Origin of the sequence: Paraburkholderia phosphatilytica, from assembly GCF_003443895.1 — a bacterium.
Classification (GTDB): domain Bacteria; phylum Pseudomonadota; class Gammaproteobacteria; order Burkholderiales; family Burkholderiaceae; genus Paraburkholderia; species Paraburkholderia phosphatilytica.
This window is the reverse complement of record NZ_QQOA01000053.1, coordinates 1-15,632: the sequence shown is the minus strand read 5'-3', so window position 1 is coordinate 15,632 and position 15,632 is coordinate 1. Positions and strand designations below refer to the sequence as shown.

The window sequence follows — 15,632 nt, the reverse complement described above, 5'->3', positions numbered from 1 at the left end:
ATGGGCAATTTTCTGCTGGAGCAGATCGTCAACGGCGTCGTCGCGGGGTCGGTCTACGCGCTGATCGCCGCCGGCATGACGATGATCTTTGGCGTGCTGCGCGCGATCAATTTCGCGCATGGCGAGTACTACATGATCGGCACGTTCGCGGCGTGGTACGTGATTTCGAAGCTGGGTATCGACTACGGCGCGTCGATCGTCATCGCGGTTGCGGTGAGCGCGCTGATCGCCGCGTTGATCGGACGCCTGGTCATGCAGCGGCTGGTGAACGCGCCGTTTCAATCGGGCGTGCTTGCGACCCTGGGTATCTCGCTGGTGCTGCAGAACGCCGTGATCCTCGCGTTCGGTGGCGGCTACAAGGTGTTTCCGGGCGGCTGGCTGGACCCGGTCGAATTCTTCGGCATCGGCATGGCGCAACAGCGGATCGTGCTGGTGGTGGCTTCGCTCGTGATGTTCGCGGGACTGGAATGGATGGTGCGCAGCACGCGGATGGGCAAGTCGATCCGCGCGGTGTCGCAGAACCCCGAGTGCTGCCAGGTCATCGGTATCGACGTCGAAAAGGTCGTGCGGCAAACCTTCATTCTGGGCACCGCACTGGCGGCATTCTCCGGCGCGCTCACCGGGCCGATCAACGTCAGCGTATATGGCGGCATGGGCGAGACGATCACGTTGAAGACCTTCGCCGTGATCGTGATGGGCGGGATGGGCAATGTGCGCGGAACGCTGTTCGCAGGCTGGATGCTCGGCATCGCGGAGAGTCTTGTGGCCGGATCGATCGGCCTCGAGTACCGCGACAGCGTTGGATTCATTGCGCTCCTTCTGATGCTGATGTTCCGGCCAATGGGGCTGTTCGCACCAAAAGCCCGGTTCTGATCGCTTCGACCGCAATCTCGCAACCGGACATCACGGCCGCCACCCGATCGAACCACGACGGGCCCAGCCACTCTTTGGAACCTTGAACATGTCTACCACCCTCGAGACGATGGCACCTGTGCCACGTCATCTGCCAGCCTTGCGCTGGGTTGGCGCGGTGACGGTGGTCGCCGCGCTGGCGGCCGCGCCGCTCGTGCTAGGCGGGTACTACCTGCACGCGCTCATCATCGCGATGATTTTCCTGCTGCCTGCGCACGGCCTGAATCTGATCCTCGGCTATACGGGCCTTCTGTCGCTGGCGCAGGGCGTGTTCTTCGGCATCGGCGCGTATGTGTCCGCGTTGCTGTCGCTGCATTTCGGCACGCCGTTCGTGCTCAATTTCGTAGCGAGCGGCGTGGTCGCCGGGCTGATCGCGTTGCCGATCGGCATTCCGGCGTTGCGGCTGCGAACCTATTCGTTCGTGATGTGCACGCTCGGCTTCGTCGTGATCGCGGAGACCGTCGCGAAGAACTGGATCAGCGTGACGCGCGGCGACATGGGGCTGGCGGGCGTGCCTTCGCCGTCGCTTCACATCGGCGGATTCGACCTGGTCGTCAGTTCGATTCCCGCGTACTACTACCTCGCGCTCGTGATCGCCATTCTTGCGACGCTCGCGTTCTACGCGCTCATCAAGTCGCCTGCCGGGAGCTGCATGGTGGCGATTCGCGACAACGAAATCCTGGCGGCATCGCTCGGCATACCGACCTGGGCGTACAAGCTGGTGGTCTTCATGCTGAGCGCGCTGTTCGCCGGCATGGGCGGAAGCCTGTATGCGCACTATATGACGGTGGTCAGCCCGCTGGTTTTCCAGATGTACTACTCGACGACGATTCTCGTCATCGTGCTCGGAGGCGGAGTGGGACGGGTACTGGGTGCGGTGATCGGCAGCATTCTGTTCGTCGCGCTGTCCGAAGCACTGCGGATCACGCCGGAACTGCGGATGATCATCTACGGCTTCGTGCTCCTCATGCTGGTCTTCGTCGTGCCGCATGGCGTCGCTCCGGTGTTGGATCGCGGTCTGGAACGGCTGGCCCGAATCCGCTTCGGCGCGCGCGGGGAGGACAGCCATGACCGTTGATCGCGAGGTACTCCTGAGTGTTGAAGGCTTGCGCAAGAAATACGGTGGTGTGCTCGCGCTGCGCGGCGTCGACTTCAAGATCCGGCGTGGAGAGGTGTGCGGGCTGATCGGACCGAACGGCTCCGGCAAGTCGACGCTGTTCGATTGCTGCACCGGTCTGCAGCGCAGCGACGGCGGCAAGGTCGTCATGAACGGCCACGACATCACGAAGTGGTCGATGAATCGCATCGTTCGCGAAGGGCGTCTGGTGCGCAGTTTCCAGAAGACCGTCGTCTTCCACAGTCTGAATGCGGAAGAGAACCTGGTGCTCGCGGGACAGATGGCGAGTTTCCCAGGAATCCTGTCGACGTTCTCGCTTGGCCCCGCCGCCCGGCGGCGCTTGCGCCGCCTGCGGGAACGGGCGGCCGAACTGATCGAAATCTCGGGACTGGAGCGGGTCGCGCGATTGCCTGCCGGGAACCTCTCAGGCGGTCAGCAGAAGCTGATCCAGTTCGCGTCGATGCTGATGCCGGAACCTGAACTGATTCTGCTCGACGAGCCGCTTGCCGGCATCAACCCGGTGCTGATCGAGAAAGTGATCGACAGCATTCGCGAAGCGAACCGTCGTTTTGGTGTGAGCTTCGTCGTGATCGAGCACAACACCGACGTGCTGATGGACCTGTCGCACAGGGTGATCGTGCTGCATCAGGGGACGAAGCTCGCCGACGGCGAACCGGAGGAGATCGTCCGGGATCCGCAGGTCATCGAGGCCTATCTGGGAGTGTGACGACGATGATGCTTGAAATCGAGGGGCTGCGTGCAGGGTATGGCCATCTGGAAATCCTGCAGGGCGTCGATCTGCGGGTCAAACAGGGCGAGTTCGTCACGTTGCTTGGGCCGAACGGCGCGGGCAAATCGACCTTGCTGAAAACCCTGTATGGCATGACGACCCACAAGGGCGGCGCGATCCGCTGGAAAGGCACCGAGCTGGCGGGCAAGCGCCCGCGCGCTTTCCTGTCTCAAGGCATCGCGTATGTGCCGCAAGGCCGCTGCAATTTTCCGCTGATGACGGTCGAGGAAAACCTGGAGATGGCGGCGTACACGGTACGCGATGCGAAAACCCAGGAAGAGCGCGAATACGTGTACGAGCTGTTTCCGGTCCTGCGCGAACGGCGGAATCAGTTCGCGGGAAATATGTCCGGCGGCGAGCAGCAGCTGCTGGAGATGGCGATGGCGGTACTGCGCCGCCCGGAAATCCTGCTGGTGGACGAACCTTCGGTCGGGCTTTCGCCGCAAGCCGTGACGCTCGTATTCAACGAACTCAAACGTCTGCACGAAGGGGGGCGAACCATCCTGCTGGTCGAGCAGAACACGCGCAAAGCGATGGAAACGGCCGAGCGCGCGGTGGTGCTCCGTCTGGGTAAGGTGATCTGGGACAGCCCGGTCGGCGAACTGAGTCAGGCGAAGCTCGGCGAGCTCTTCATGACAGGACAGGGCCATGACGGCCAGCGGACGGCCCAGCCGGCTGCCTGGGGACGCCTCGCGGACGGCGAACAGGCGGGTTGACGTCCATACCAACCGATTTTTCAGTGATGGCCCCGCGGGGCGACACGACATAGGGAACAGGAAAGATGAAGCTGGCATTCGATACGGGCGGTACGTTCACCGACTTCGCGATGGCGGACGAACAGGGCAACATTCTTCTGCACAAGGTGCTTAGTACGCCGGATGATCCGGCACGCGCCGTGCTGCAGGGCATCGACGAGCTGCTGGTGCGGGTGCGTGCCGGCGGCGAGGGCAAGGGCGCGCCGCAGGTGCTCGGCGCGACGACGGTCGTGACCAACGCGGTGCTGGAGCGAAAAGGCGTGGAAACCGCCTTCATCACGACCGACGGCTTCCAGGACATGCTCCGTATTCGCACGGAAGGGCGTTACGACCTGTACGACCTGAACATCCAGTATCCGGAACCGCTCGTTTCGCGCGATCTGTGCTTCGGCGCCGACGAGCGCGTGACGGCGGATGGTGTGATCGTGCGCTCGCTGAGCGAGTCCCAGGTGAAGGACATTGCCGTTCAGCTGCGTGACGCGGGCATCCGCTCGGTGGCGGTCTGCCTGCTGCATGCCTACAAATATCCGGAGCACGAGCAGCGCGTGCGCGATCTCTTCGCCAGCGTCGCGCCGGAGATCGCGGTGTCGCTGTCGTCGTCCGTCTGCCCCGAGGTTCGCGAGTTCGATCGCGCATCGACCACGGTGGCCAATGCGTACACACAGCCGCTGATGGTCCGTCACGTCGACCACCTCGAACGTGAGCTGTCGAAACGCGGCATCGAGCGGCAACTGCTGTGGATGACGTCGAGCGGTGGCGTCGTGCCGAGTTCGACCGCGGCGAGAGTGCCGGTGCGGCTGATCGAATCCGGTCCCGCCGCCGGTGCTGTGGCCGCTTCGGACTACGCCCGCACGGCGGGCGAGGAGAGCGTGCTGTCGTTTGACATGGGCGGTACGACCGCGAAGCTGTGCCTGATCCCGAATGGACAACCGATGATCGCCAATGAACTGGAAGTCGCCCGCTACGAGCGCTTCCGGAAGGGCAGCGGCTTTCCGCTGAAGATTCAGTCGATTCACATGATCGAGATCGGCGCGGGCGGTGGCAGCATCGCGTCGCGCAGTCAGCTGGGATTGCTGGCGGTCGGTCCGCGCAGCGCGGGCGCGGCGCCCGGACCCGCCTGTTACGGCCGGGGCGGCACCGAGCCGACCGTGACGGACGCCGACCTGCTGCTTGGCTACGTGGACGAGCACTCGTTCCTTGGCGGCGACTTCGCGCTCGACCGCGCGGCGGCGAAGGCCGCGATGTCGCGACTGGCCGATCGCCTCCAGATCACGGCGGACCGCTGCGCGTGGGGGATCCACGACATGGTCAACGAAAGCATGAGCAAGGCGGCGGCGATGCAGGCGACGGAAAGCGGCGTTGATCCGCGCGCGCTGCCGCTGATCGCGTTCGGCGGCGCAGGCCCGGTGCACGCGTATGGCGTCGCGCGCAAGCTCGGGATCGGCAAGGTCATCTGCCCGCTGGGTGCTGGCGTGACGTCGGCAATCGGCCTGCTGGGCGCGCCGGTGGCATCCGATCTCTCTGCGAGCCGTCCGCTCGCACTCGCGTCGTGGGATCCGGCGCTGATCCACGCGGTGCTCGATCCGCTCGTCGAACAGGGACGCGAAGTGGTGCTCGCGAGCGGCGTTGCGTCCGCGGACATCACGGCGACCTTTACCGTGGATATGCGGCACGTGGGCCAGGGCCACGAGATTTCGGTCGCGCTGCCGGAGCGGGACCTGGCATCCGACGGGTTCGTCGAGGAACTCCTCGCGCGATTCTTTGCGGCGTATGAAGCGCTGTACGGCCGCACGGTGGCGGGCTCGCCAGTGGAGGTCATTACGTGGCGCGTGCGCGTCAGCGGTCCGCGCAGCCACGTTACCGCTGGCCGCATCGGCGGTGCGGGTGCCGCAACGAAAGACCCGCTCAAAGGCACGCGCCCCGTGTACTTCGACGAACTCGGCACGTACGTCGACACGCCCGTGTACGACCACTACGCGCTAACGCAGGACCGCCAGATTCAGGGCCCCGCGATCATCGAGCAACGCGAGTCGACCGTCGTCGTCGGTCCGAGCGCGACGGCTTCGGTCGATGCACAGCAAAATCTGATCATGCTTCTCGCTTGAGGAAGGAATACGTCATGCCCATCCGCAACCCCGATTTCAACGACCCGATCACGCTGCAGGTGATGTGGGATCGCCTCGTCTTCATCGCCGACCAGGCGGACAGCGCGCTGGGTCGCACCGCCTTCTCGCCGATCGTGCGCGAAAACCACGACTACGTGACGGTGCTGCTCGACGCGAAAGGCCGAGCGCTGTCGCAGTGCACGTGGTCGATTCCGGTGTTCATCACGTCGCTGCCGATGGCGGCGCAGAACTACTTCCTCAAGGCGTTTCCGCCGGAGACGCTGGAGCCGGGCGACATCCTGGCCACCAACGATCCGATGATCGGCACGGGCCACCTGCCGGACCTCGTGATGCTCACGCCGATCTTCCGCAACGGGACCATCGTCGCGTACGCCGGCAGCATTGCGCATTTGCCCGACATTGGCGGACGGCCGCAGTCGCCGGATTCGACCGATATGTTCGAGGAAGGCATCCGCCTGCCGATCCTGAAGCTCTTCAAGGCCGGCAAACCCAATGAAGACGTGTTTGCGGTGCTGGAGGCGAGCGTGCGTCTGCCGCATGAAGTTCGCGGCGACATCCAGAGCATGGTCGCGGCGAACGACGTGATCAATCGCGAACTGACGCGCTTCATGGACGAATACGGTCTCGACGATCTCGAAGGCCTCGGCGCGGCGATCTATGGCCGCTCGGAGCGCTTCATGCGCCGCGCGATCGCCGCGCTGCCGAACGGCAAATACGGCGCGGAAGTGATGCTCGACGGCTTCGAGAGAGACGTGCACCTGACGGTCAGCGTCGAGATTCGCGACGAGTCGATTCACATCGACTACGACGGAACCTCGCCGGAAGTGGCACGCGGCATCAACGTGATGCCGCACTACCGCGTCGCGCACAGCGTGTATGCGTTGAAGTGCCTGCTCGACCCGGAGACGCCGAACAACGAAGGCTGCATGCTCCCGATCACCGACGAGGCGCCGGCGGGCTGCATCCTGAACCCCGGCCGCACGGCTGCGGGCAGCGCGCGCAATCTGATCGGCCACGTGATTCCGAGCCTCATCTTCCGCGCGCTTCAGGATGTGCTGCCGGAACGCGTGCAGGGCGATAGCGGCGGCGCGCCGATCTGGGGCGTCAATTGCCAGGGGCAACGCGAAGACGGCAGCGCGTACGGCAGCATCCAGAATTTCCACGGCGGCCAGGGCGGACGCGCGACGATGGACGGCAACGACACGCTCAGCTTCCCGTCGAACTGCAAGGTGACGCCGGTCGAAATGTACGAGATCGCCGTGCCGATCCTCACCGAGCGCAAGGAGCTGATTCCCGACTCGGGCGGCGCCGGCAAATATCGCGGCGGCCTGGGCCAGCGCGGCGTGCTGCGCAATCTCTCGACGCGCCCGATGAACATCTATCTGAGCACCGAACGCGTCAACCATCCGTGCTTCGGGGTGGTCGGCGGCCAGTCCGGTCGCGCCGGCGCGGTGCTGCTCGAAGGTCGGCCGGCCTTTCCGAAGGGGAAGATGGTGCTCGAGCCGGGACAGCAACTGGTGCTCGAAATGCCGGGCGGCGGCGGTTGGGGTAATCCAGGCGATCGACCGCACGAGCTGATCGAACGCGACCTGCGGGAGGGCCTGGTCACCGCGGCTGGCGCAAAGTCGGACTACGGCTACGCGAATCCGGTTACCGGCAGCGCGGGTACGTCCGGCAAGGTGCAATAAATGGGCGCGCTCGACAGACAGATTGCGATCGTCACGGGCGGCGGTTCGGGCATTGGCCGCTCGACCGCGCTACGACTCGCCGCCGAAGGTGCGCGGGTCGTGGTGGTCGGCCGGCGGCTGGATACGCTCGAAGCTGTAGCGCGCGAGATCGGTGCGGCCGGCGGTCAGGCATACGCTCGCCAGGTCGACCTGCAGAAGCGTGCCGAGATGATCGACATGGTGCGCTGGGTGGAAGCGGAGCTCGGCACCGTCGACATCCTCGTCAACAACGCGGGAGCGTCGAGCCGGGTCCGCAATATCCAGTGGATCGACGAAGCGGACTGGGACTCGACCGTGTCGGTGAATCTGACCGCGGTCTACGTGCTGATCCAGGCGGTGCTTCCGGGCATGCTGGCCCGCGGCGGCGGCACGGTGATCACCGTGTCTTCGCTCGCAGCGGTGCGCCCGAGCCTGCTCGGCGGTGCGCCCTATGGCGCCGCGAAAGCCGGCGTGCGCAACCTGATGACCTATCTGCACTCGACGTTCCGCAACAACCACATCCGCTCCACGACGATTTTGCCCGGCGAGGTCAACACGCCGATCATGGATACCCGCGTACGCCCGCCGAGCGCCGAGGAGCGCGCGGCGATGGTCAGTCCGGACGACGTCGCGCAGGCGGTGCTGCTGTGTTGCACGTTGCCGGCGCGAACCACGATCGAGGAACTCGTGATCAGCCCGACCTTGCAGCGCGACCAGGGACCGGACACGGAAATCAGCCGCTGGCTCGGCGCGCCCGATGGCGTTGCGCCCGCAAACGTACCAGGAAAGCAAGCATGAGCACAACGCTTAAGCAACGACTCGCGAACGGGCAGTCCGTTCTGATGGTGAACCCGAATCACGTTTCAGTGACGCTTGCCGAGAAGCTGACTCGCTCAGGCGTGGATTCGATCTTCGTCGACTGCGAACACGGTGCCGCTGGTTTCGACCAGCTTCAATTGATGGCAAAAGCGGCGCGCTTCGGCGGCGGCTATACGATCGTGCGTCCGCAGAGCCAGGATCGCTCGACCATTACGCGTTGCCTCAACTGCGGCGCCGATGGCGTGATGGTCCCGCTCGTGCATACCGCCGACAGCGCGCGCGAAGTCGTCGCCACGATCCGCTACGCGTGCCCTGACGACTTCGAGAACCGGCTGGTCGTCGTGATGATCGAGTCGACGCAGGCCGTGGAGAATCTCGACGAGATCCTGAAGGTGGAAGGGATCGATGTGTTCTTCGTCGGCCCCGGTGATCTGTCGCAATCGATGGGCTATTCGCCGAACGTTGCGCCCGGCGCGCGCCGTCCGCAGCCGGTGCTCGACCTGGTCGACCGCACGCTGGGCCGGATCCGTCAGGCGGGCAAGCATGCGGGCACGCTGGTGGTGAAGGAGAACGTCGAGCATCTGGTGAAGGCCGGCGCCCAGCTTCTGTACTACCACGCCGATCCTTTCGTGGCGGATGGCGTGAAGCTGATGCGCGGGTTGTCCGGGCAAGCGGTGTAGCAGTGGAACCGGCGGCCGCAACGCGGCCGCGTCAATCGATCAGCGCGCCCGCACGAGCGGGCGCGCTCACGCCAACGAAACGCTGCTCGGCAACGAGATCACCGACCAGCTGCGCAAGCGCGCCGCGCACTGCCTGTGCCGCTTCCGAGACCGGCAGGCTGTCCGACACGCAGAGCGAAACCGTCGCGCGCAGAGTCGGATCGATCAAACGGCGGGTGAGCGGCCGTTGGGTTTCAGAAAACGTGCTGGCCAGTGCCCACGGCAGAATGGTCGCGCCAAGCCCGGCCTCGATCGCATCGCGCAACGTCGCTTCCGATTCGATTTCCGCCGCGACGAGCGGTTTGATTCCAGCATCCGCGAACGACTTCTCGATCATCTGCCGCAGGAAATGTGTGCGGCCTGGCAGCAGCAGTTCGACGCTTTCCAGCGCCGTGAGCGGAATCGCGCCGTCGATGTCGGGCGGCAGATCCATGTGAGGCGGCGCGATCAGGAACAGTTCTTCTTCGAGGAGCGGCTGCAACACGACGCCTTTGATGGGCTGCGACGCGTAAATGATCGCCATGTCCATGCGACCGGTAATGACCATCTCGCTCAACACCAGACCGAAATTGTCGTTGAGGAACAGGTTGATGTCCGGATAGTCGCGTCTGATCGACTTGAGCAGCGGGATCGAGAGGATCGACGACGTGGTGCTGTACGTCGCAATGCCGACCCGCACATTGCCGGAAATCACGTTGGCCGATCGCGTGACGTCGATTTCTGCCTTGTCGAGCTGGTCGAGAATGGCGAGTGCGTGACGGTACAACTCTTTGCCCGCGTGAGTCGGCTGCACGCCGACGTTGGTCCGGATCAACAGCTTCTGCCCGAAGTGTTTCTCCAGCAGGCTGACGTGCTGACTCAGCGCGGGCTGCGCGATATGCAGGTGACTGGCCGCGCCCGACATGCTCTCCAGCTCGACCGCCGCGACGAAGCTTTTCAACAGCTTGAAGTTGATGGTCATGAATGCTGTTCCGTCGCTTTCCGATCGCATTGAACATCTTTGGAACCGGCGCACACATCGGAGTCCAGCGACAGGTTCGAGATCAGGTCGAGGAGAATCTGCTGGACCGCGACCGCCGGCTCCGAAAGCGGAAGATGGTCGGAGACGCAGATCGACAACGGCGCTTCTATTCTCGGCGCCACCAGGCGGCGCTGGATGCCGTCTCCCGCGTTCGCGATGATGCGGGCAGCCGAGTCCGGCAGGATCGTGGCGCCGATCCCCTCCCGGATCGCCGACGAAAGTGGGGATGCCGATTCGATCTCGGCCACGATTCGAGGCCTCACTCGCGCGATCGACAACGCGTCGTCGATATATTTGCGAAGGTAGTTATAAGGGCTCGGCAACATCAGATCGACATCCTGCAACATGGACATCGGGATGGGCCCCGCCGGCATGGCCATGTTGCGTGGCGTGACCAGAAACAGCTCTTCCCCTTTCAGACGCCGGAACGCGAGGCCATGCGACGCATGGTCGCCATAGAGCACAGCCATGTCCATGCGGCCATTGACGATCAGTTCGCTGAGCGTGGTACCGAAACTCTCGTTCAGGTAAAGCAGGATGCCGGGATGCTGCGCGCGCACCGTCTTCAGCAGCGGAAGCGACAGCGTCGATGCGGCGGTGCCTGGTGCGAGCCCGATGGAGACCTTGCCGACCAGCGAGTCGTCGCGCTTGTCCATGTCGCTGCGCGCCTGTTCGAGCTGACGGAGCACGATCTGCGCGTGACGGTACAGCGTGAGACCGGCCTCCGTGGGCGTCACGCCGCGTTTCGTGCGCGTGAGGAGCTGGTGCCGGAATTCGCCTTCCAGAATCATCAGTTGCTGGCTCAGGGCGGGCTGCGCAATATGAAGGATCTCGGAGGCCTGCGTCAGGCTGCCCAGATCGACGATCTTCACGAAATACTTCAAACGTCTGAGGTTCACGGCCTTCCGCCCTGCGATTCGCGCATGATTCGACAATCGATGCCGGGAATCGTAAGGCATGCGGCGTCAATTCGACATCCGGAAAAATAATGAGAATCGCGCGCTATGGCCGTCGCGCTCGCCAGTATCAGCGGAAGCGGCCTGGGTATAAGCGAATACGATTCCGCTAGAGCGAATCCATCTTTGTGCGAAGAATTTGGCACGCTTAACTTGCCTGGCATACCGTGCAGACAAGGAGCGTAGAGTGAGTTCATCCCGCATCGCGTCGCGGATGCAGCGCATCAAGACATCGCCGAGCAGCGCCGCGGCCGATCGTGCCGCGGAACTGCGCCGCCAGGGCCGCGCGATCGTCAACCTCGCCATTGGCGAGCCGGATTTTCCGACGCCACCGCACATCAGGCGGGCGGCGGCCGAGGCGGTGGAGCGCGGCGAGACCCGCTATACGCAGACGGCAGGAGCCATCGCCCTTCGGACCGCGATCGCCGAGAAGCTTGCGCAAGAGAACGATCTGCGCTTCGACCCGAAGCAGATCATCGTCACGTGCGGGGCGAAGCACGCGATCTTCAACGCGCTGGCGGTTTCGGTCGAGCCTGGCGACGAAGTCCTGATTCCCGCGCCGTACTGGGTTTCGTACCCGGATATGGTCGTGGCGTGCGAGGGTGTGCCGGTCATCATGGCGTGCGATGAGTCCGCCGGCTTCAAGGTCACACCGGACCTGCTCGAGTCCGCCATCACCGCTCGCACGCGTTGGCTGATCCTGAATTCGCCGAGCAATCCTACCGGGGCTTCGTACACGGCCAGTGAGTTGCGGGCCCTTGCGGACGTCCTGCTACGGCATCCCGACGTCCTCGTGCTGACTGACGACATCTACGAACACATCCGTTACGACGCCGAGGGCAATCCCCACATCGCGGCGATCGAGCCCGCGCTCCGCGACCGGACGGTCGTCGTGAACGGCGTATCGAAGACCTACGCGATGACGGGATGGCGGATCGGCTATGCGGCAGGTCCTTCCGACATCATCGCCGCGATGGACACGCTGCAATCGCAGTCGACCAGTTGCGCTTCGTCGGTCAGTCAGGCCGCTGCGCTTGCGGCGCTGCAGGGCGATCAGGGCAGCATCGCCGAAGCCGTACAGATCTACCGCAAGCGGCGAGACCGGGCAGTGGCGCTGTTGAACGCCATTCCGGGTCTGCGCTGCGCGGCGCCAGCCGGGGCCTTCTATCTGTTCGTCAACTGCGCGGGCGTGATCGGGAAGCGGATGCGGTCCGGCGAGGTGATCGGCAGCGACAGCGACTTCGTGCTCTATCTCATCGAAACCGCCGGCGTCGTGCTCGTCGCGGGATCGGCGTATGGCGTGTCGCCCTATTTCCGGATGTCGATCGCGACAGGCATCGACGTGATCGAAGAAGGCTGCAGAAAGATCGAAAGGGCGGTGAGCGAACTGGTGTGATGGGGTGCCTCGGGGCAACGCCGTACATCGGACGAGAGCAGGCGCCGGACGGGAGCGGATTCGAATCGTTCCTGTCCGGGAGAGCAAGTGCAATAGCGTGATTCATCCATGCATAGTCAGGGGAAAAAATGAAACAAAAATTATTAGTATTACTGATGTTTGGAGCCTTTTCGTCGATTGCTTCGGCGCAGTCCAGCGTCACGCTGTACGGTATTCTCGATGTCGGCATCCGGATGGATACCCATCAGACGGCGACCGGCGGCAAGCTTTACACGATGGGCAACGGCGGCGCGCTGTCGAGCGACCGCTGGGGCATGCTCGGCAGCGAGGATCTCGGCGGCGGAATGAAAGCGGTCTTCCAGCTCGAATCGGGATTTACGCCGAACACCGGCGCACTGCAACAAGCCACGCCGGCTGGTGCGACGCGCATCTTCGGCCGTACGGCATTCGTCGGCCTGTCGAGCCCGTACGGCACGGTGACCGTCGGTCGTCAATACGCGCTCATTCACGAGACGGTTGCGTCCAACGACGTGTTCAGTCTCGCCAACTACTCGCAGACCTTCGCGTTCCAGGCGGCGGGCGAGACCGCCGGAGCCCGGTTGGATAATTCAATCCGGTACACGTCTCCGCAGTTCGCCGGGATCACCTTGCGTGGCCAGTACACGCTCGGTGGCGTGGCAGGCGATTTCCACCATGCGTCTTCGCCGGAAGTCTCGTTCACCTACGCGAACGGCCCGCTTACGGTGAACGGCGCGTATGTCGTGGTCAACGACATCGGCGGCTTGACGCCCGCCACCTCGACGTACGGCAGCACGTACTACGGCATCACGATTCCGGACAGCACGCAGAAGGCGGCTGCCATCGGCGCGACGTACGCGTTCTCGAAGTTCAAGCTCTACGCCAACTATATCTACAGCCACGTCTGGCCCGCCGACTACAAGAACGATTCGTTCTCGGTGGCGGGCGACTATCTGGTGACGCCGAATATCGACATCAGGCTGCCGGTGTACGTCGACTTCATGCACCACGCCGGTACCAGCGGGACCCGCATCACGACGGGCCCGGTGGTCGATTATCTGTTCAGCAAGCGAACGGACGTCTACGCCGGGTTCGACTACAACCACTTCACGGGCGCGTGGACGACCCTGGCTTCGAACCCGAACTTTACGATGCCGATTCACGGCTACAACAGCGTGCTCGAAACGTTCGTTGGGTTGCGGCACCGGTTCTAAGGCAGGAACTCCGAGGGGAGGGTGGTGCGACTAAGGCGCCGTTGAGCGGCCCTGGAATTCAGGAATTCCAGGGCTGCTGCTTTTTATCGACGGCGCGCGCGTCGATGTCGGAACGGCATCGTCGAACGCCGATCAGGTGGGCGTCAACCAGTGCATCGCTGCGCGCAGCTGGTCGGCTTCGCAATCGGTGGCGGACAGGCTCAGGACGCCGGGCTCGCCCGCGGGCGATTCGAGCGTCGCGAACTGGTTGGCCACCAGCGTGGCGGGGAATGTGTGGTTGCTGCGGACGGAGACGCGCCTGTGCGCAGTCTGAAGATCGAGTTCAAGAAACACGATCTTCAGGCCCGGAATCATGGCTCTGAGTGCGGATCGATACGCAGTCTTCAGCGCGGAGCAAGAGAGCACGACGTTCGTGGTTTGCGATGCAGCCAGGGTACCGAGACGAATCAGCCAGGGCATACGATCGTCGTCATTCAGTGCGATGCCGCTGCGCATCTTGTCCTGGCTCGAAGCAGAGTGATGATCGTCGCCTTCGATGAAGACCGCCCCGAGTGCGGCGGAAAGGCTTGCCGCCAATGTCGATTTGCCGGATCCGGAGACGCCCATCACCAGTACCCTGATCGCTGACGCACCGCCGCCGGGTTCGCCGGGGCCTGTCATTTGGGCAAGTCCCATGATTGCAGGACCTCTGGATTCACAGGAGTGGGCGGCACCCGCGTGGGCGCGTTCGGTGCCAAAGCGGCGATCAGGTTGTCGGTGGCCAGCGACGCCATCGCGTGTCGCGTCGCCACGGACGCGCTGCCGATATGCGGGGTCAACACGACATTCGACGCATCGAGCAGATCGGGGTGAACGCGGGGTTCACCTTCGAACACGTCGAGACCGGCCGCCGCGATTCGGTGTTCGTTAAGCGCGAGCGCGAGCGCGGCATCGTCGACTACACCGCCGCGAGCGATGTTGACGAGCGTGGCCGTACGCTTCATCAACGCAAGCTCCCGCGTTGCTATGGCATGATGCGAACTCTTCGAGTACGGAACGACGATGACCAGGTGATCGCTTTCGCGCAGCAGCGTGTCTTTGTCGACGTAGTGCGCGCGATGGCTCGCTTCGACGTCGGGGGCGAGCCTCGAGCGGTTATGGTAGATCACGCGCATATCGAAGCCGAACGCGCCTCGGCGCGCAATCGCCTGGCCGATGCGCCCCATGCCGAGGATGCCGAGGGTCGTGTCGTGAATATCCGATCCGACGAACATGTCGTAACGTCCGGTGATCGTCCAGTCGCCGCGTCGAACGAAGTGCTCGGATTCGGTGATGCGGCGCGCGGTTGCCATCAACAGCGCGAATCCGAAGTCGGCCGTCGTATCCGTCAACACGTCGGGCGTATTGGTGACCAGAACCCGGCGAAGCGTGCAGGCTTCCACGTCGATGTTGTTGTAGCCAACGCCGATGTTGCAGACGGCGCGCAGTTGCGGACATGCATCGAGCAAGGTTCCATCGATGCGGTCGCTTCCGTGAACGACGGCGCCCGACCGGTTCTGCAGACGCTGGATGAGTTCGGGTTGGCTCCATATCGTATCGCTGGAGTTGTCGAGCACGTCGAAATGCTCGCGCAAGCGATCGGTGATACTCGGAAAGGTGGCGCGCGTGACGAGCACGGACTCCCGCATGATGGTTCTCCTGGATGCTTGTGTTGAGATGGCTGGCATGTCTATGCCGGCGGAGAAATGCGACTCTCGCGCGTAGCAGGCTACCGTCGGCTGTGCGGATCGGCCAAGACTGATTCGCTTTAGCCCGATAACGGATTTTTATGGCGTTGGCGGTTATCCAGGCCGCTTCAGGAGCGTGTGCCGATGCGTCGTGCGCGCGATAGATGACAGCCATAAGGGTTCGCTATTCCGTTAGAGGAATTAGGTCTTTGTGTTTCCCGCTTGCATCGACGTACGCTCGCGCTGGTTCATCAATGGAGGAACGCATGAAAATCGGCATCCCTGCCGAGACGCGGGCGAACGAAACCCGCGTCGCCGCGACGCCCGAGACGGTGAAGAAATACGTCGCCCAGGGCCACCGGGTGACGGTCCAGCAG

At 63.7% G+C, this 15,632-nt stretch carries 15 protein-coding genes; 11 read left to right on the top strand and 4 right to left on the bottom strand.

Annotated features, from left to right (window positions below; translation table 11 throughout):
• The 8 genes from DVS29_RS33015 (at position 1) to DVS29_RS32980 (ending at position 8,905) form a co-directional block, all read left to right on the top strand.
• Positions 1 to 873 carry a branched-chain amino acid ABC transporter permease gene (locus tag DVS29_RS33015; protein WP_118184853.1) on the top strand — a complete coding sequence of 291 codons (873 nt, stop codon included), beginning with the start codon at positions 1 to 3 and terminating at the stop codon, positions 871 to 873.
• 88 nt (positions 874 to 961) lie between these two features.
• Positions 962 to 1,990, top strand: a complete 1,029-nt coding sequence (locus DVS29_RS33010; protein WP_205962570.1) for a branched-chain amino acid ABC transporter permease — start codon at positions 962 to 964, stop codon at positions 1,988 to 1,990.
• The gene (locus tag DVS29_RS33005) at positions 1,902 to 2,756 is read left to right on the top strand and encodes an ABC transporter ATP-binding protein (protein WP_240655938.1); all 855 of its coding nucleotides are present in this window, start codon (positions 1,902 to 1,904) and stop codon (positions 2,754 to 2,756) included. Before DVS29_RS33010 ends, DVS29_RS33005 begins: the two co-directional genes overlap by 89 nt.
• 5 nt (positions 2,757 to 2,761) lie before the next feature.
• Positions 2,762 to 3,535: a branched-chain amino acid ABC transporter ATP-binding protein gene (locus tag DVS29_RS33000; protein ID WP_118184904.1), complete on the top strand. Its 774-nt coding sequence runs from the start codon at positions 2,762 to 2,764 to the stop codon at positions 3,533 to 3,535.
• A 65-nt stretch (positions 3,536 to 3,600) separates the two neighbouring features.
• A complete protein-coding gene (locus DVS29_RS32995) occupies positions 3,601 to 5,679 on the top strand; it encodes a hydantoinase/oxoprolinase family protein (RefSeq protein ID WP_118184847.1) in 2,079 nt (692 codons plus the stop codon).
• Positions 5,680 to 5,693: 14 nt separating this feature from the next.
• A complete protein-coding gene (locus tag DVS29_RS32990) occupies positions 5,694 to 7,388 on the top strand; it encodes a hydantoinase B/oxoprolinase family protein (RefSeq protein WP_118184845.1) in 1,695 nt (564 codons plus the stop codon).
• Entirely contained in the window at positions 7,389 to 8,204 is an 816-nt protein-coding gene (locus tag DVS29_RS32985; RefSeq protein WP_118184843.1) for an SDR family oxidoreductase, read from the top strand.
• On the top strand, positions 8,201 to 8,905 hold the full coding sequence (locus DVS29_RS32980; RefSeq protein ID WP_118184840.1) for an HpcH/HpaI aldolase family protein: 705 nt from the start codon (positions 8,201 to 8,203) through the stop codon (positions 8,903 to 8,905). The genes DVS29_RS32985 and DVS29_RS32980 overlap by 4 nt, the downstream gene beginning before the upstream one ends.
• A 31-nt stretch (positions 8,906 to 8,936) precedes the next feature.
• Here DVS29_RS32980 and DVS29_RS32975 read toward each other — a convergent pair whose 3' ends face one another.
• Positions 8,937 to 9,905, bottom strand: coding sequence for a LysR substrate-binding domain-containing protein (locus DVS29_RS32975; protein ID WP_118184838.1), 969 nt, complete (start codon positions 9,903 to 9,905; stop codon positions 8,937 to 8,939).
• Complete coding sequence (nac, locus tag DVS29_RS32970) at positions 9,902 to 10,924, bottom strand: nitrogen assimilation transcriptional regulator NAC (RefSeq protein WP_240655937.1); 1,023 nt, start codon at positions 10,922 to 10,924, stop codon at positions 9,902 to 9,904. The genes DVS29_RS32975 and nac overlap by 4 nt, the downstream gene beginning before the upstream one ends.
• A gap of 184 nt (positions 10,925 to 11,108) precedes the next feature.
• Between nac and DVS29_RS32965 the strand changes: the two genes are divergently transcribed.
• On the top strand, positions 11,109 to 12,317 hold the full coding sequence (locus DVS29_RS32965; RefSeq protein ID WP_118184836.1) for an aspartate transaminase: 1,209 nt from the start codon (positions 11,109 to 11,111) through the stop codon (positions 12,315 to 12,317).
• 128 nt (positions 12,318 to 12,445) lie between these two features.
• Positions 12,446 to 13,549 (top strand): porin, encoded by a 1,104-nt coding sequence (locus tag DVS29_RS32960; RefSeq protein ID WP_118184834.1) that lies wholly within the window; start codon positions 12,446 to 12,448, stop codon positions 13,547 to 13,549.
• Between the two features lie 132 nt (positions 13,550 to 13,681).
• Here DVS29_RS32960 and DVS29_RS32955 read toward each other — a convergent pair whose 3' ends face one another.
• On the bottom strand, positions 13,682 to 14,224 hold the full coding sequence (locus tag DVS29_RS32955) for a gluconokinase (RefSeq protein WP_240655936.1): 543 nt from the start codon (positions 14,222 to 14,224) through the stop codon (positions 13,682 to 13,684).
• Entirely contained in the window at positions 14,206 to 15,216 is a 1,011-nt protein-coding gene (locus DVS29_RS32950; RefSeq protein ID WP_118184830.1) for a 2-hydroxyacid dehydrogenase, read from the bottom strand. Before DVS29_RS32950 ends, DVS29_RS32955 begins: the two co-directional genes overlap by 19 nt.
• Positions 15,217 to 15,521: 305 nt before the next feature.
• On the opposite strand from DVS29_RS32950, the gene DVS29_RS32945 reads away from it, so the two are divergent.
• The coding region (locus DVS29_RS32945) for a hypothetical protein (protein WP_164708047.1) at positions 15,522 to 15,632 on the top strand (111 nt) is incomplete at its 3' end.

What these genes read in the sequence shown, in the direction of transcription:
- DVS29_RS33015 (WP_118184853.1), top strand. Translation starts at nt 1, where the DNA reads ATGGGCAATTTTCTGCTGGAGCAGATCGTCAACGGCGTCGTCGCGGGG.
- DVS29_RS33010 (WP_205962570.1), top strand. Translation starts at nt 962, where the DNA reads ATGTCTACCACCCTCGAGACGATGGCACCTGTGCCACGTCATCTGCCA.
- DVS29_RS33005 (WP_240655938.1), top strand. Translation starts at nt 1,902, where the DNA reads ATGGCGTCGCTCCGGTGTTGGATCGCGGTCTGGAACGGCTGGCCCGAA.
- DVS29_RS33000 (WP_118184904.1), top strand. Translation starts at nt 2,762, where the DNA reads ATGATGCTTGAAATCGAGGGGCTGCGTGCAGGGTATGGCCATCTGGAA.
- DVS29_RS32995 (WP_118184847.1), top strand. Translation starts at nt 3,601, where the DNA reads ATGAAGCTGGCATTCGATACGGGCGGTACGTTCACCGACTTCGCGATG.
- DVS29_RS32990 (WP_118184845.1), top strand. Translation starts at nt 5,694, where the DNA reads ATGCCCATCCGCAACCCCGATTTCAACGACCCGATCACGCTGCAGGTG.
- DVS29_RS32985 (WP_118184843.1), top strand. Translation starts at nt 7,389, where the DNA reads ATGGGCGCGCTCGACAGACAGATTGCGATCGTCACGGGCGGCGGTTCG.
- DVS29_RS32980 (WP_118184840.1), top strand. Translation starts at nt 8,201, where the DNA reads ATGAGCACAACGCTTAAGCAACGACTCGCGAACGGGCAGTCCGTTCTG.
- DVS29_RS32975 (WP_118184838.1), bottom strand. Translation starts at nt 9,905, where the DNA reads ATGACCATCAACTTCAAGCTGTTGAAAAGCTTCGTCGCGGCGGTCGAG.
- nac (WP_240655937.1), bottom strand. Translation starts at nt 10,924, where the DNA reads ATGCCTTACGATTCCCGGCATCGATTGTCGAATCATGCGCGAATCGCA.
- DVS29_RS32960 (WP_118184834.1), top strand. Translation starts at nt 12,446, where the DNA reads ATGAAACAAAAATTATTAGTATTACTGATGTTTGGAGCCTTTTCGTCG.
- DVS29_RS32955 (WP_240655936.1), bottom strand. Translation starts at nt 14,224, where the DNA reads ATGGGACTTGCCCAAATGACAGGCCCCGGCGAACCCGGCGGCGGTGCG.
- DVS29_RS32950 (WP_118184830.1), bottom strand. Translation starts at nt 15,216, where the DNA reads ATGCGGGAGTCCGTGCTCGTCACGCGCGCCACCTTTCCGAGTATCACC.